This window comes from Janthinobacterium sp. GW823-FHT06H09, from assembly GCF_058794735.1.
Genome location: NZ_JBXAHC010000008.1, coordinates 343,350 through 358,994 on the forward strand (window position 1 = coordinate 343,350; position 15,645 = coordinate 358,994).

Annotated in this window: 14 protein-coding genes and 2 tRNA genes; 9 read left to right on the forward strand and 7 right to left on the reverse strand. The window is 62.0% G+C overall.

Annotation, left to right across the window (positions count from 1 at the left end; all coding sequences use genetic code 11):
- Positions 1 to 37 precede the first annotated feature (37 nt).
- Entirely contained in the window at positions 38 to 436 is a 399-nt protein-coding gene (gene cheY, locus AC1Q6X_RS16395) for a chemotaxis response regulator CheY (RefSeq protein ID WP_026132837.1), read from the forward strand.
- A 236-nt stretch (positions 437 to 672) separates the two neighbouring features.
- On the forward strand, positions 673 to 1,125 hold the full coding sequence (locus AC1Q6X_RS16400) for a hypothetical protein (protein ID WP_141750004.1): 453 nt from the start codon (positions 673 to 675) through the stop codon (positions 1,123 to 1,125).
- A 162-nt stretch (positions 1,126 to 1,287) separates the two neighbouring features.
- Here AC1Q6X_RS16400 and panC read toward each other — a convergent pair whose 3' ends face one another.
- The 5 genes from panC to metG form a co-directional block, all read right to left on the reverse strand.
- Entirely contained in the window at positions 1,288 to 2,127 is an 840-nt protein-coding gene (gene panC / locus AC1Q6X_RS16405) for a pantoate--beta-alanine ligase (RefSeq protein WP_492497820.1), read from the reverse strand.
- A gap of 54 nt (positions 2,128 to 2,181) precedes the next feature.
- A complete protein-coding gene (locus AC1Q6X_RS16410; protein ID WP_492497821.1) occupies positions 2,182 to 3,108 on the reverse strand; it encodes a segregation and condensation protein A in 927 nt (308 codons plus the stop codon).
- 17 nt (positions 3,109 to 3,125) lie between these two features.
- Positions 3,126 to 3,335, reverse strand: a complete 210-nt coding sequence (locus AC1Q6X_RS16415) for a DUF3460 family protein (RefSeq protein ID WP_034778041.1) — start codon at positions 3,333 to 3,335, stop codon at positions 3,126 to 3,128.
- Positions 3,336 to 3,442: 107 nt separating this feature from the next.
- A complete protein-coding gene (locus AC1Q6X_RS16420; protein ID WP_070219744.1) occupies positions 3,443 to 3,922 on the reverse strand; it encodes a GNAT family N-acetyltransferase in 480 nt (159 codons plus the stop codon).
- 19 nt (positions 3,923 to 3,941) lie between these two features.
- Positions 3,942 to 6,098 carry a methionine--tRNA ligase gene (gene metG, locus AC1Q6X_RS16425; protein ID WP_492497822.1) on the reverse strand — a complete coding sequence of 719 codons (2,157 nt, stop codon included), beginning with the start codon at positions 6,096 to 6,098 and terminating at the stop codon, positions 3,942 to 3,944.
- A gap of 160 nt (positions 6,099 to 6,258) precedes the next feature.
- Here metG and apbC point away from each other — a divergent pair, with 160 nt between their 5' ends.
- From apbC to AC1Q6X_RS16440, 3 genes are all read left to right on the forward strand, one after another.
- On the forward strand, positions 6,259 to 7,347 hold the full coding sequence (apbC, locus tag AC1Q6X_RS16430) for an iron-sulfur cluster carrier protein ApbC (protein ID WP_070219730.1): 1,089 nt from the start codon (positions 6,259 to 6,261) through the stop codon (positions 7,345 to 7,347).
- Positions 7,348 to 7,566: 219 nt separating this feature from the next.
- Positions 7,567 to 7,974, forward strand: a complete 408-nt coding sequence (locus AC1Q6X_RS16435; protein ID WP_492497823.1) for a DUF4399 domain-containing protein — start codon at positions 7,567 to 7,569, stop codon at positions 7,972 to 7,974.
- A 137-nt stretch (positions 7,975 to 8,111) separates the two neighbouring features.
- Positions 8,112 to 9,791, forward strand: coding sequence for an alkaline phosphatase family protein (locus AC1Q6X_RS16440; protein WP_492497824.1), 1,680 nt, complete (start codon positions 8,112 to 8,114; stop codon positions 9,789 to 9,791).
- Between the two features lie 123 nt (positions 9,792 to 9,914).
- Here the strand turns inward: AC1Q6X_RS16440 and AC1Q6X_RS16445 are convergent, their stop codons facing one another.
- Both AC1Q6X_RS16445 and lysA read right to left on the reverse strand, forming a co-directional pair.
- Complete coding sequence (locus AC1Q6X_RS16445; protein WP_492497825.1) at positions 9,915 to 11,480, reverse strand: phospholipase D family protein; 1,566 nt, start codon at positions 11,478 to 11,480, stop codon at positions 9,915 to 9,917.
- A 63-nt stretch (positions 11,481 to 11,543) separates the two neighbouring features.
- Positions 11,544 to 12,782 (reverse strand): diaminopimelate decarboxylase, encoded by a 1,239-nt coding sequence (gene lysA, locus AC1Q6X_RS16450; protein ID WP_492497826.1) that lies wholly within the window; start codon positions 12,780 to 12,782, stop codon positions 11,544 to 11,546.
- A 144-nt stretch (positions 12,783 to 12,926) separates the two neighbouring features.
- Here lysA and AC1Q6X_RS16455 point away from each other — a divergent pair, with 144 nt between their 5' ends.
- From AC1Q6X_RS16455 to AC1Q6X_RS16470, 4 genes are all read left to right on the forward strand, one after another.
- Entirely contained in the window at positions 12,927 to 13,838 is a 912-nt protein-coding gene (locus AC1Q6X_RS16455; protein ID WP_100876385.1) for a LysR family transcriptional regulator, read from the forward strand.
- A 70-nt stretch (positions 13,839 to 13,908) separates the two neighbouring features.
- A complete protein-coding gene (gene gltX, locus AC1Q6X_RS16460; RefSeq protein ID WP_492497827.1) occupies positions 13,909 to 15,315 on the forward strand; it encodes a glutamate--tRNA ligase in 1,407 nt (468 codons plus the stop codon).
- 124 nt (positions 15,316 to 15,439) lie between these two features.
- Positions 15,440 to 15,515, forward strand: a tRNA-Ala gene (locus tag AC1Q6X_RS16465).
- A 54-nt stretch (positions 15,516 to 15,569) separates the two neighbouring features.
- Positions 15,570 to 15,645, forward strand: a tRNA-Glu gene (locus AC1Q6X_RS16470).

A 15,645-nucleotide genomic window follows, 5' to 3' on the forward strand; every position in this document is an offset into this window, starting at 1 on the left:
TTATTAACAAACCGCTACAGAAACAACGGAGTTATTCATGGCTGATCCAAAGATGAAATTTTTAGTCGTTGACGATTTTTCGACGATGCGCCGCATTGTCCGGAATCTGTTGAAGGAACTGGGTTATGCCAACGTCGATGAGGCGGAAGACGGCGTGATGGGCCTGGCCAAGCTGCGCGCGGAATCGTTCGATTTCGTCGTGTCGGACTGGAACATGCCGAACATGGATGGCCTGACGATGCTGCAGCATATCCGCGCCGATCCCGCACTGGCCAAGCTGCCCGTGCTGATGGTCACCGCCGAAGCGAAGAAGGAAAACATCATCGCCGCCGCGCAAGCTGGCGCCAGCGGTTATGTCGTCAAGCCGTTCACGGCAGCGACCCTCGATGAAAAGCTGAACAAGATTTTCGAGAAGCTGGAAAAAGCCGGCGCCTGATCACGGCTTGATACCGATCAAGAAAAACGCTGCCCGTGCAAACCGGCGGCGTTTTTTTCGTCGGCTTGCGCCGTGCTTACCTCCAGCTCATCCCGCGTGTCCTTCGCTCTGACCGGATGAAATTGCGCAAGGGAATGAAATATTTCCCATAGTTAACTTTACACGTCAAATGATTTGGCCCATGATCGCTGCAGTATTCCCCCTTTGTCCCCGACCCCGACAAGAAGGAGCGCACGATGCGCCGAGCACCCGTATTATTTTTCGCCTTGAGCACGGCCCTGTTGGCGGCCTGTGGCGTGAGCCTTGAACAAACCGCCGTTGCGCCTGTCGCGTCTGTCGAAATGCAGGAGCCACCCGCGCAGTCGCCTGCCGAAGCGGATGGCCGGCATGCCTATCTGCACCGCGTGGGTGGCCAGGATTATGTCAGCCTGAGCCAGCACGGCTCCGAGGGCGGCTTGCCGATCCTCACGGGCACGCAGCGCCATGCGCGCGCCATCCGCCTGCTGGCGGCCGATCCGGCCCAGGTGCGGGCCATCCTGCGCAGCCTGAGGCTGCCTGCGAACCAGCGCAAGCTGTGGGCGGGCGAGGAAATCGTGCTCGACGCGGCAAGCTATGACATGTTGCAAGCGGCACGCGGCAGCAACAAGCCGCTGTTTGCCGAGCTCAAGCTGGTAGGGATGGAGAAGTAGGTAAAGCAACGGGGCCGAATGGCCCCGCTGTGACTGCGTTTAAAACATCTGACAAAAACCGTAGCGAGCGGCAGTGAGTTGTGGCCGAGAAGCGGAGCTGTGCTTTAGCGCAGTGAGCATCGCAGGCCGCAAATCGCGACGCGCAGCAGGTTTTGTTGTATGTTAAATTTCCAGGTTGTCGATGAGTCTGGTCTGCCCCAGCTTGGCGGCGGCCAGCACCACCAGCGGTTCGCCCGCGGCCAGTTCGGCGGCGCTCGGCGCCTGCAGGTTGGCGCGCTTGCGCACGGCGATGTAGTCCGACTTCCAGCCGCGGCTGTTCAATAGCTGCATGCTGGCCTGTTCCAGTTCTCCCACGGCCAGGTTGCCCTTGCGCACTTCCTCGGCCACGAAATTGAGGCCCTTGAACAGTTCCGGCGCTTCCGTCCGTTCGCTTTCCGACAGATACATATTGCGCGACGATAAGGCCAGGCCGTCGTCGGCGCGGTAGGTTTCGGCGGCGATGATTTCCGTCGGCAGCGCGAACTGGCGCGCCATGTTGCGGATGATCATCAGTTGCTGGTAATCCTTCTTGCCGAACACGGCCACGCGCGGACCCACGCACGAAAACAGCTTGGTGACGACCGTGCACACGCCTTCGAAGAAGCCGGGGCGGAATTCGCCTTCCAGGGTGTTGCCCAGGTCATCGGGCGGGCGCACGCGGTATTCCTGCGGTTCCGGGTACAGTTCCTTTTCCGTCGGCGCGAACAGCACGTACACGCCTTCCTTTTCCAGCTTGGCGATGTCGGCCGCCATGGTGCGCGGATATTTCTCGAAATCCTCGTTCGGCCCGAATTGCAGGCGGTTCACGAAGATCGAGGCGACGACGGGGTCGCCATGCTTGCGCGCCAGGCGCATCAGTGACAGATGGCCTTCGTGCAGGTTGCCCATGGTGGGGACGAACGCCGTGCGCAGCTGTCCGCTGAGCTGGTCGCGCAATTCTTCAATGTCGGAAATAATTTTCATGGATTGCTTTCGCTAAAACCCCGTTGTACGGTGGTCAGTGACAAAGGGAAGGGGTCAGGCGGGCGAATACGCCAGCCGGACGTAGATGGGGGCAAATGGTTCTGCCTGCGTGATTTCGATCAGGGTTTCCTTGGCCAGTTCCAGCAGGGCCACGAAGTTGACCACCACCACGGGTACGCCGCCGGCAATGTCGAACAGATCGCTGAATTCGACGAAGCGCGACGATTGCAAATGGCGCAAAATGCTCGACATGTGCTCGCGCACGGACAGTTCCTGGCGGCTGATGCGGTGATGCTGGGTCAGCTTGGCGCGCTTCAGCACGTCGAGCCACGCCTGCTGCAAGTCCACCGGTTCCACGTCGGGCCAGGTGGGCGTCAGGCTTTGCTCGATGAAAATCTGCGTGCGCACGAAATCGCGCTCGAACTGTGGGATGGCGTTCAGGTCGTAGGCGGCCAGCTTGATCTGCTCGTACTCGAGCAGGCGGCGCACCAGTTCGGCACGGGGGTCGCCGCCATCTTCCTCGACGTCGCTCTTGCGCGAAGGTAAGAGCATACGCGACTTGATCTCGATCAGCATGGCCGCCATCAGCAGATACTCGGCGGCCAGTTCCAGGTTGCGCACGCGGATCTGGTCGACATATTTCAGATATTGCAGGGTCACCTGCGCCATCGGAATATCGAGAATGTTGAAGTTTTGCTTGCGGATCAGGTAGAGCAGCAAGTCGAGCGGGCCTTCGAAGGCTTCGAGGAAGATTTCCAGCGCGTCCGGCGGAATGTACAAATCCGTCGGCATGCGCATCATCGGCTCGCCGTACAGGCGGGCGATGCCCAGCGGGTCGGCGGCGGGCGCCGCGTCCGTGCTTGCAGATGCTGCAGGGTCGCCGCTGCCGTCGCCATCGGCAACAGGTTCGGGCGACTCGATGACTGCGCCGGCACCGGAAGCGTCGGCTTCCGGCGTGACTGCAGACTCTTCAGGCAACATCGTGCCGGTTCCAGATCTTAGTTCTTGTTCTGGTAAACGTAAGCCTGTTGCTTGACGGCCGACGCCAGCTGGCGTTCCTGCTCATCGATGCTGACGGCCGGCTTGTCCCACAGCAGGGCGCGGCCCGCTTGCTGGCCCGCTTCCATGCCAGGGTTCTTGGCCTTCAGTTCGGCGATGAACAAGGTGTGGTCGGATACGTAGTTGTTGTGTTTTGCAGGCAGTTTCATATTCTCTTCTGAGTGTCTTATGGGTAAGGTCAGCCGGCCGTATTTTACCGCGCCGTGCCGCTTGGCGGGTTGTTGTATCGGCAAGTCCGGGGCGAAATTGCTAAAAATCAATAACGCAGCAGGCGCCGCATCACCATCGGCGCCGGTTCGGCGGGGTTGGCGTGCGAATATTCCAGTTCTTCGGCCAGCTCGAATTCGAAGGCCGCATAAAAATCGATCAGCTTGCGCTGGTCGCGCCGCACGGCCAGGCGCAATTCCTCGGCCTGGCACGACAGGCCGTGATGAATGATGGCTTCCAGCAAGTGCTGCGAGACGTGGCTGCCCCGGTAGGCGGGCAGCACGCCCATGCGTGAAATCTTCCAGATGGCGGGGTCGCTGTCGAGCGGCATCCAGCGCAGCGAGCCGGCTGGAATGTCGTCGATCAGCAACAGAAAACCGCCGCCGTGGCGCAACTGCGCTTCCACCTGCTGTGCCGTCTCGTGGTGCCCGCTGGACGAGGCCGCCACCTTGCCGGCCCACGCGGCGCGGGTCAGCTCGGCCATCAGTTGTGCATCTGCATTTGTTGCTTCGCGCACCACGATATTCATCATCGGTCCTTGTGGTGGCTTAACGGATGCGCATGCCAGGTTCGGCGCCCGGCCACGGGTTCAGGATGTAGATGCCCGGATTGGCCTTTTCGTCGGCGGCGGAGGCGGCCATGACCATGCCTTCGGAAATGCCGAACTTCATCTTGCGCGGCGCCAGGTTGGCCACCAGCACCGTCAGCTTGCCGATCAGTTCTTCCGGCTGGTACGCCGAGCGGATGCCCGAGAACACATTGCGCAGGCGGCCTTCGCCCGCGTCCAGGGTCAGGCGCAGCAGCTTGTCGGAGCCGTCGACCAGTTCGCAGTTGACGATCTTGGCGATGCGCAAGTCGACCTTGAGGAAGTCGTCAATCTTGATCTCGGGTGCCAGTTCCTCGATAGCGGCAGCGGTGACAGCAGGGGCCGCGGCGTCGTTCGCGGCATCGCCAGCGGGCGCCGCGATGGCGGCGGCAGCTTGCGGCGCGTCAAACAGCGCTTCGATCATCTTTGCATCCATGCGTGTCATCAAGTGGCTGTAGGCGCCGATGGTACGGCCCAGCATGCTGTTCGAGACGGCGTCGCCGAACACCTGTGTATCGGCCCAGGTGAACTCGGCGTCGTTGAGGAACGATGCCACGTTCTTCGCCACGCCCGGCAGGACCGGCGACAGCAGAATCGTCAACTGGCGGAACAGGATCAGGGCCGTCGTGCACACATCGTGCAGTTCGGCCGTCTTGTCGGCATCCTTGGCGAGGATCCACGGCTTGTTTTCATCGACATACTGGTTCGTGATGTCGGCGATTTCCATGATCTCGCGCAAGGCCTTGCCGAATTCGCGGTTCTCGAAGTGCGCGGCGATGCTGGCCTGGCGCTCGACGATGACGCCGTTGACGTCCACCGTCAGCGCGCGGTTGATCCAGCTTTGCGCGCCTTCCGACAGCGTGGATGCCAGCTTGCCGTCAAAGCGCTTGGCGATGAAGCCGGCGCAGCGGCTGGCGATGTTCACGTATTTGCCGATCAGGTCGCTGTTCACGCGGGCGACGAAATCTTCGCCGTTGAAGTCCAGGTCTTCCACTTTCGAGTTCAGCTTGAAGGCGATGTAGTAGCGCAGCCATTCCGGGTTCATGCCCAGGTCCAGGTAGCGCAGCGGCGAAATACCGGTGCCGCGCGACTTCGACATCTTTTCGTTGTTGACCGTCAGGAAGCCGTGCACATTGACTTTCAGTTTGTCGATCACCGGGTGATCGGCGAACTTCAGCATGGCAGGCCAGAACAGCAAATGGAAAGACACGATGTCCTTGCCGATGAAATGGATCTGTTCCGTCGTCGGGTCGTTCAGGAAGGCGTCGAAATCGATGCCTTTCTTGTCGCAATAGTTTTTCAGGCTGGCCAGGTAGCCGACGGGCGCGTCCATCCATACATAGAAGAACTTGCCCGGTGCATCGGGAATCGGAATGCCGAAGTAGGGCGCGTCGCGCGAGATATCCCAGTCGGCCAGCTTTTCACCCGCTTCGCCCAGCCATTCGCTGACCTTGTTGACCATTTCAGGCTGCAGGCGGCCTGGCGTGTTGAGCCAATCCTTGAGGAATTCGAAGCAGCGCGGGTCGGACAGCTTGAAGAAATACTGCTCCGACGGCTTCATCACGGGCGTCGCGTTGGTAAACACGGAGAACGGGTTGACCAGGTCGGTCGGCTGGTAGGCCGCGCCGCACACTTCGCAATTGTCGCCGTACTGGTTCTTGGCGCCGCATTTCGGGCATTCGCCCTTGATGTTGCGGTCGGCCAGAAACATGCCCTTGACCGGGTCGAAGAAGCGGTCGACGGTTTTCGTGACGATCAGGCCCGTATCGCGCAGCTTGCGGTAGATCGATTGCGACAGGTCGACGTTTTCCGGCGAATCGGTCGAATACCAGTTGTCGAAGGCGATATGGAAGCCATCGAGGTACTGGGCGCGGCCGGCGGCGATGTTGGCGACGAATTGCTGCGGCGTGATGCCTTCCTTTTCGGCGGCGATCATGATGGGCGTGCCATGCGTATCATCGGCGCCCACAAAGTGCACTTCACGGCCGGCTGCGCCATCGCGTTGCATTCGCTGGAACCGGACCCAGATATCGGCCTGGATGTATTCCATGATGTGGCCAATGTGAAAAGCGGCGTTTGCGTAAGGCAGGGCAGTGGTGACGAACAGCTTGCGAGTCATGATTGATGCACTTTTGGGATGGATAATAGGACATTTTAACAGCGGAAAGGCAATATGAGCAGATGCAGCGCCGGCAAGTGATGCTTTTGCCGCCATCGCGCCATGCAAATTTGCGCTAGACTGCGCGTATTGCACATATGTAGTACACACGGAGATTTACATGAGCATCACAGTAGAAGACGTCAAGGCCGCGCTGGCCCAGGTTATTGATCCAAATACACATAAAGATTTCGTTTCCAGCAAAACCGTCAAGAATCTGAAAGTCGATGGCAGCGACATTTCGCTCGACATCGAACTGGGCTACCCCGCCAAGAGCCAGATCGACCTGATCCGCAAATCCGTGCTGGCCGCCCTGCGCGTGCTGCCGGGCGTGGGCAACGTCAGCGTGGGCGTGTCGTCGAAAATCATTTCGCACACGGTGCAGCGCGGCTTGAAGCCGATGAGCAACGTGAAAAACATCATTGCCGTCGCTTCCGGCAAGGGTGGTGTTGGCAAATCGACCACGGCCGTCAACCTGGCCCTGGCCCTGGCGGCCGAAGGCGCCACCGTCGGCATGCTGGACGCCGATATCTATGGCCCGTCGCAGCCGATGATGCTGGGCATCAGCGGCCAGCCGAAGACGCTGGACGGCAAGAGCATGGAGCCGATGGAAAACCACGGCCTGCAAGTGTCGTCGATCGGCTTCATGATCGATCCGGACGAGCCGATGGTGTGGCGCGGCCCCATGGTCACGCAAGCCTTGCAGCAATTGCTGGACCAGACCAACTGGCGCGACCTCGATTATCTGATCGTCGACATGCCGCCAGGCACGGGCGACATTCAATTGACCCTGTCGCAGAAAGTGCCCGTCACGGGCGCCGTGATCGTCACGACGCCGCAGGACATCGCGCTGCTGGACGCGCGCAAGGGTCTCAAAATGTTCGAGAAGGTCGGCATTCCGATCCTCGGCGTGGTGGAAAACATGAGCACGCACATCTGCTCGAACTGCGGCCATGCGGAAGAAATCTTCGGTGCCGGCGGCGGCGCGAAGATGTGCGCGGACTTCGGCGTGGAATTCCTCGGCGCCTTGCCGCTGACCATGGCGATTCGCCAGCAGACGGATTCGGGCACGCCCACCGTCGTGGCCGAGCCGGAAGGCCCCGTCGCCGTGATCTACAAGCAGATCGCCCGCACCATCGCCATCAAGGTGGCGGAAAAGGCGAAGGATATGACCAGCAAGTTCCCTAGCATCGTCATCAAGAACGATTGATGGTTGGGCGGCCTTGCAAACCTACTGCGCAGCTCACTTTCGGGTCGGCGTTACTCACCGTACTAAAGTACGGTTGCGTTACTCAACCCGACATTGAGCTTGCTCGCTACGGTTTTCAAGGCCACCAGTGGCACCATTGGCTTAACTCGTCCCCGGCGCCACGACCGCCAGGAATATGGTTTCATGCAGTCCGTGTTGTTATTAACAAGAGGAGACATCATGCAATTGACTACCGTATTTCTGCGCCAGGCCGCAGTCCTGCTTGCCGGCAGCCTGCTGGCCGCCAGCGCCTTCGCCCAATCCGTTTCCTTCGTCGAGCCAGCCGATGGTGCGACGGTGACGAGCCCGTTCAAAGTGAAATTTGCCGTCAGCGGCATGGACGTCAAGCCGGCCGGCGACATGACGGCCAAGACGGGCCACCATCATTTGCTCATCAATACAGGGCCGATGAAGGCGGGCGAGATGATACCCATGGATGACAAGCATTTGCATTTTGGCAAAGGTCAAACGGAAACGGACGTCACCTTGCCGCCGGGCCAGTACACGCTCACCATGCAGTTCGCCAATGGCGCGCACCAGTCGTATGGGCCGGAGTTGAGCCAAAGCATCAAAGTGACGGTCAAGTAAGTCGGATATATTGTCTGTTGCGGCACAGGCCGGGTTCCAGCGATGGGGCCCGGCCTTTTCATATTGTTGCTTCTTGTCATTGTTGTGTCATATAGTCGGCGTATGCTGCCCGGTGGCCTAACTTTTGATGAGTGGATATGACGAAACATTTCTCCCTTTCCCGGCAACTGGCGCAGGCGCTGCTGCTGGTGACGAGCGTGGCGGCTTGCCAGGCATATGCGGCCAAGGCCGTACCCTCGGCTGCGGCGCAGCCGAAGCTGGTCGTGGTGCTGGTGGTCGACGGTTTGCCGCAAGAGCAGGTAACGCGCTACCGCGACCAGTTCGGCCAGGGCGGTTTCCGCCGCCTGCTGGAGCAGGGCGCGTGGTTCAGCGATGCGCACCAGGCGCATGGCATCACGGTTACCGCCATCGGCCACTCGGCCGTGCTGTCGGGCGCCTATCCTTACCAGCATGGCGTGATCGGCAATAACTGGATCGATCCCCTCACGAAAAAGTCCGTGTACTGCACCGAGGATGGCAATTTCCATTACATCGGCGAAGAGACGAAGCCGGACGACGGTACCGCGCCGACCAAGCTGCGCGTGAGCACCCTCGGTGACGAGCTGCGCTATGCCACGGGCGACAAGGCCAAGGTCGTCACCGTGTCGGGCAAGGACCGCGGCGCCATCCTGCTGGCCGGGAAAACGGGCACGGCCTATATGTACATGGAAAAGACGGGCAACTTCGCCAGCAGCACCTATTACATGCAGCAGCATCCGCAATGGGTGCAGCGCTACCAGGCGGCCAAGCCGCAGGACCGTTATTACGGCAAGAGCTGGACGCCGCTGCTGGCCGACGGGGCATATGTCAACGATGCGCGCGATGATGTGGTGGCGGCCAAGCCGGGCACGCGCAACACCTTCCCGTTCGCCTATTACAGCGACAGCGGCAAGCTCGACGGCGAGTACTACAGCCGCTTGAAGTCCGGTCCCTTCCTCGATGAACTGACCCTGGAATTTGCCCGTGCCGCCATCGACGGCGAGAACCTGGGCCGCAACCCGGCCGGCGTGCCCGACATCCTAGGCGTGAGCCTGTCCGCGCACGACTACGTGAACCATGCCTACGGCCCGGAAAGCAAGATGTCGCACGACCACCTGCAGCGCCTGGACCGCATGCTGGCCGGCTTCTTTCTTGATCTCGATAAAAAAGTCGGCATGGACAACGTGCTGGTGGTGCTGACGGCCGACCATGGCTTTGCCAACGTGCCGGAATTTACGGAAGCGCGCGGCGGCTTTACGGCCAAGCGCATCGACGGCGACAAGCTGGTCGCAAGCCTGAATCAGCACCTGGCGACGACCCTGGGCGTGGATAAGCTGGTGACGACGTCGTCGCTGCCGAATATCTACCTCGATTACGCGCTGGCGGAAAAGGGCGGCGTCCATCGCGCCGCCCTGGAAGACGCAGCGGCCCGCTTCCTGCTGCAGCAGGACGGCCTGGCGCAAGTCTATACGCGCACGCAGATGGAAACAGGCGCCGTGGCCACGCGCATGGATACCCTGATGCGCCGCGCCTGGAACCGCCAGCTGTCGGGCGACCTGATGGTCGTCACAAAACCGGCCTGGTACTTCGGCAAGGGCGTCGGCGGCACTTCGCACGGCACGCCGTACACGTATGACACCAACGTGCCGCTGATGGTCTTCGGCACCCGCTGGATCAAGCCGGGCGCCTATGGCCAGTACGCGGAAGTGGTCGACATCGCGCCGACCCTGGCGCATCTGCTGCGCATACGCCAGCCGTCGGCGTCGGAAGGGCGGATTTTGACGGAGGCGGTGCGGTAAGGGGCGGTGCTGCGCGCTTGTCGGCTTACGCGCTTTGCGCTAACCCGACCTACGATGACCTTGTAGGTCGGATGACGCGGGGCGCAGCCACGCGTCATTCGACAACATCGTCGGCAAAACCGCTTACAGCAGCCAGTCTATCGGCAGCACCGACAGAATCGCCACCCCCATGCGCTTCCACACGCTGGTGCCCGGTTCCGTGTCGTAGCGCGTGGTGGCGCCGCTGGCGTCGCGGGCGAGCCAGTACAGCGAACCGTCGGGGTTCAGCAGCACCTGATAGGCGCGCTGCGGGATCGTGGTGCGCATGGCTTGCCCCAGCTGGCTGGCCAGTGCGGGGCTGTCGATGACCAGGCCCATTTCCGTGTTCAATTCGATCGAACGCGGGTCGAAATTGAACGAGCCGACAAAGATGCGCCGGTCGTCGACGGCAAAGGTCTTCGCATGCAGGCTTGATGCGGAGCTGCCGAAACGGCCCGTCTGCTCGCGCGCGTCGCCTGCTTCCCACGAGCGGCGCGATTCATACAGCAGCACGCCCGCTTCCAGCAGCGGTTTTCTCCACTTCGCGTAGCCCGCATGCACGGCCGCCACGTCGGTCGCTTCCAGCGCATTCGTCAGGATGCGCACGCCCACGCCTTTTTGTGCCAGGTCGGCAAAGGCCTGGGTGCCGGCCTTGCCGGGCACGAAATACGGCGATACCAGATCCACTTCCTTTTCCGGCACACCGAGCAGGTTTTGCAGGTTTTCCGCCACGCCCGTGCCGGGCCTGGCCTGGTCCAGCACCTTGGCCGGGTCGTCGCTGACCATGCGCGTCCTTGCCCATTCGAAGGGCAGGGTGCGTTCCATCATTTGCTTGACGAAGGGCGAGGTGCGCAGCGCCTGCACGTATTCTTCGGCCGCCCTGGTGTCGTCGATGCGGTCCGCCTCGGCGGCGATGGTGGCCGCGTCGCCATCGACAGGGCTGGTCAGCAGCAGTGCGGCCGGGTAGGCCGAGGCGCTGTTCCAGTAACGGTCGAAATCCTGCGAGACCTCGCCGACGACGGGGCCGATGGCCAGCACGTCCAGGTCGGCGAACAGCACGTCGCCGGCCGCGCCGAAGTATTCATCGCCCACGTTGCGCCCGCCCACGATGGTGGCGTGGTTGTCGGCCGTGAACGATTTGTTGTGCATGCGCCGGTTGAGGCGCGAAAAATCGGTGGCGAAGGCCAGCGCGCGCGGCGCGCGGGGCACGAAGGGATTGAACAGGCGGATTTCCAGGTTCCGCTGCTTGCCCAGCATGGACAGGGTCTGGTCCAGGCCCGCCGTGTTGTTATCGTCGAGCAGCAGGCGCACGCGCACGCCTCGTTCGGCCGCCTGGCGCAAGGCATCGAACAGCAGGGTGCCCGTGATGTCCTTGTGCCAGATGTAGTACTGCACATCCAGGCTGCGCTGGGCGGCGGCGGCCAGCAGGGCGCGCGCGGCAAAGGCGTCGCGCCCGTCGACCAGCGGATAGATGCCGGACACGCCGGGATGCTGCGCCACCATGGGCGCAATGGCCGTGGCCAATTGGGTGTGGTGTGTGTCGGCGATGACGCTGGAGGGGATGCGGCCGTCCAGCGAGGGCAGGGAAGCGCAGCCGGCGAGGACGGCGGACAGCAGCAGCGGCAGAAACAGCCGGGTGGCGCTGCGGAAGGGAAGTGCTTGGGCGGGCATGGCGGGCTTTCATCGAGTTGCCCCGATGTTAGCAGATGCGCATGCCCGCACGCGGGCGAGGATTTACAGTTGTTCCAGCGCGATCAGCTCGGCCACCGTCTGGCGGCGGCGGATCAGGCGGGATTGCACCCCATCGACCAGGTATTCGGCTGCATGCGGGCGGCTGTTATAGTTCGACGACATCGACGCGCCATACGCGCCCGCGCCTTCGAAGACCACATAGTCGCCCACCTGCGCTGTCGGCAGCTGCCGGGTTTCCACCACGCCGCCATCGCGCTGGGTGAAGACGTCGCCCGATTCGCACAGGGGGCCGCCGACGACGGTGGCGTGCTGCTCATCGAGAGCGCGGCCGTCGTGCGCGATCACCGACATTTCATGGTAGCTGCCGTACATGGCGGGGCGCATCAGTTCATTGAAGCCCGTATCGAGCAAGGTGAAGTGCTTGCCGCCCATTTGCTTGGTGGCGCGCACTTCGGCCACCAGCAGGCCCGCATCGGCCACGAGGAAGCGGCCAGGTTCGATTTCCAGATGCACGCGATGGCCCAGGTGCGCCTCGATCTGCTTGCGCGCCGCATCCCACAGCTGGAAGTAGTGGTCCGTGTCGACTGGCTGCTCGCCTTCGCGGTACGGCACGGACAGGCCGCCGCCCGTGGAAATGGCTTCGATGTCGTGGCCCATGTTCTTGACCAGGTCGACCATGGTGCCGCAGACGGTTTCCAGGTGGCTGTAATCGACGCCCGAGCCGATGTGCATGTGCAGGCCCACCAGGTGTAGTCCGTGGGCGCGAATGACGGCCAGCGCCTCCGGCAGCTCTTCGTACCAGATGCCGTGCTTGCTGTTTTCGCCGCCCGTATTCGTCTTGTTGCTGTGGCCATGCCCATAGCCGGGATTGATGCGCAGCCAGACGCGGTGGCCGGGCGACACGGGGCCCAGCTGGCGCAGCATGTCGACGGAGCCGCAATTGACTTCAATTTTTGCCGCCGCCACGCGTGCCAGGGTGGCACGGTCGAACAGGTCGCAGGTGAACACCACGCCGGCCGCGCCGTTCGTTTGCGCCGGCGTGAAGCCTGCCTGCAGCGCGCGCTCGATCTCGCCCAGCGAGACGGCGTCCACGTGCACGCCCGCTTCGCGCATCAAGGTGAGCAGATGGATGTTCGAGTTGGCCTTTTGCGCGAAGCGCACGGTGTCAAATTGCGCCAGCTGCGCGATGCGCGCGCGGATGGTGGCCGCGTCATACACCCATAGGGGCGTGCCGTGTTCCTGGGCGAGTTGGGCGAGGGTGGCGTCTGGCACTGGTTTCATGGCGGTGGTCTTTGTCATTTTATGGAGGGGTGTCGGATTACGCGCCTTGCGCTAATCCGACCTACGATGCTGACAATGATGCGGCTTTTCTGTGTAAACATAAAATATCCATTTAAGGTGACCTTATTCATTTATGATATGGGTATGACTATCTCATTGCGCCACATCGAGGTTTTTCGCGCCATCATGACGACGGGCAGCGTGACGGCCGCCGCCGCCATGCTGCACACCTCGCAGCCCACCGTCAGCCGCGAGCTGGCGCGCCTCGAACATTTGACGGGCTTGACCCTGTTCGAGCGCGAACGGGGGCGTCTGCGCCCGACGGCCCAGGCGCTGCAGCTGTTCGAGGAGGTGCAGCGCGCGTATTTCGGCCTGGAGCGCATCGTCAGCACGGCGGCGGCTCTGCGCCAGTTCGACCAGGGGCAGTTGTCGATCGCCTGCCTGCCCGTGTTTTCCCAATCCTTGTTGCCGCAGGCCTGCAAGCGCTTCGTCGCCGATTTTCCCAAGGTGAGCATCAGCATCACGCCGCAAGAGTCGCCGCTGCTGGAAGAGTGGCTGTCGGCGCAGCGCCACGACATCGGCCTGACGGAAGTGGGCAATGCGCCGCCGGGCACCGCGCTCGATACCTTGATGTCCGTCGACGAAGTATGCGTGCTGCCTGACGGCCATGCGCTCGCTGGCAAGGCCGTGCTGCAGCCGGCGGACTTCGCGGGCCAGCCTTTCATCAGCCTGGCCGCCGTCGACCCTTACCGCCAGCAGATCGACGCCATCTTCGCGCAAGCGGGCGTGGAGCGGCGCATGGCGCTCGACACGCACAGCGCCGCTTCCGTGTGCGCCATGGTGCGCGAAGGCGTGGGGCTGGCCATCGTCAATCCGCTCACGGCGCTCGACTATGCGGGGCAGGGCTTGCAGATCCGGCGCTTTGCCGTATCCCTGCCGTTCACGGTGAATCTCGTGAAACCTTTGCACCGGCCCCTGTCGCAGCTGGTGGCGCTGTTCGAGCAGGCGCTGCATGCGCAGGCGGACGAGGTGAAAAGGCGCTTGCTGCAGCTGTGACGGCGCTTGTGGAGCGGCGGCGGTCAACAGAGTAAAATGGCGTTTTACTTATTCAAGCCTGATTACTTCGATGACCACAAACGCTACTCCCGTCCGTACCCGTTTCGCTCCCAGCCCGACCGGCTATCTGCACCTGGGCGGCGCCCGCACCGCTTTATACAGCTGGGCGTATGCCCGTCACTTCGGCGGCACTTTCGTGTTGCGCATCGAAGACACGGACGTGGAGCGTTCCACGCCGGAAGCCGTGCAAGCCATCATCGAAGGCATGAAGTGGCTGGGCCTGGACCACGACGAAGGCCCGTTCTACCAGATGCAGCGCATGGACCGCTACCGCGAAGTGGTGGCGCAGATGCTGGCAGAAGGCACGGCCTACCATTGCTACTCGTCGCCGGAAGAAGTCGAAGCGATGCGCGAGCGCATGCGCGCCGCCGGCGAAAAGCCGCGCTACGACGGCACCTGGCGCCCGGAACCGGGCAAGACACTGCCTGCCGTGCCGGCGGACCGCAAGCCCGTCGTGCGCTTCAAGAATCCGCTCGATGGCGACGTGACGTGGGACGATGTGGTCAAGGGCACGATCACGATCTCGAACCGCGAGCTGGACGACTTGGTGATCGCCCGCCCGGACGGCACGCCAACCTATAACTTCTGCGTGGCCGTCGATGACTGGGACATGCAGATCAGCCACGTGCTGCGCGGCGACGACCATGTCAACAACACCCCGCGTCAGATCAACATCCTGCGCGCCATCGGTGCACCGCTGCCGTTGTACGGCCACCTGCCGATGATTTTGGGTTCGGACGGCCAGAAGATGTCGAAGCGCCGCGATGCCGTCAGCGTGATGGATTACCCTGCGCAGGGCTTCCTGCCTGAATCGATGCTGAATTACCTGGCGCGCCTGGGCTGGAGCCATGGCGACGATGAAGTCTTCTCGGTGGCGCAGTTCTGCGAGTGGTTCAACCTCGAGCACCTGACCAAGTCGGCCGCGCAGTTCGACCTGGAAAAGCTCAAGTGGCTCAATAATCAGTACATCAAGCAGGCCGACAATACCCGCCTGGCCGACCTGGCGCGTCCGCACATGGTCGCCGCCGGCGCCGTCTTCGAAGGCGCGCCGGATCTGGCGCAAGTGCTGGGCATGATGAAAGAGCGCGCCAACACCGTCAATGAACTGGCTGACGCTTCGATGCTGTTCTTCCGCGAGCCGCAGCCGGAAGCGGAACTGGCAGCGCAGCACATCACGGATGCCATCAAGCCCGTGCTGGCGCAGTTTGCCGAGCGCATCGCCACGGTGGAGTGGAGCAAGGAAGCCGTGGCCGCCATGATCAAGGAAGTGCTGGCCGCCAACACCATCAAGATGCCGCTGCTGGCCATGCCTTTGCGCCTGATTCTGACGGGCCAGCTGCAGACGCCGGCCATCGACCAGGTGGTGGTCATGTTCGGCCGCGGCACCGTGCTGGCGCGCCTGGCAAAGTGGCTGTAATCGGCGCGCTTAAACAGTCGTAAAAATAGCGTGTGGAAACCGCTCCTATGAAAAGTTGCTCATAGACGAAAAAGGGTATTTGCAGAGTGAAACTTCTTTGCTATACTCTTGTTTCTGCACCAACGGGGGTATAGCTCAGCTGGGAGAGCGCTTGCATGGCATGCAAGAGGTCAGCGGTTCGATCCCGCTTACCTCCACCAGCAGCAATGATGTTGCTTGTTGAAGTGGTGCAGATGTTGTTTGGAAGTTCCGCGGTCCCCATCGTCTAGAGGCCTAGGACATCACCCTTTCACGGTGAGTACAGGGGTTCGAATCCCCTTGGGGACGCCA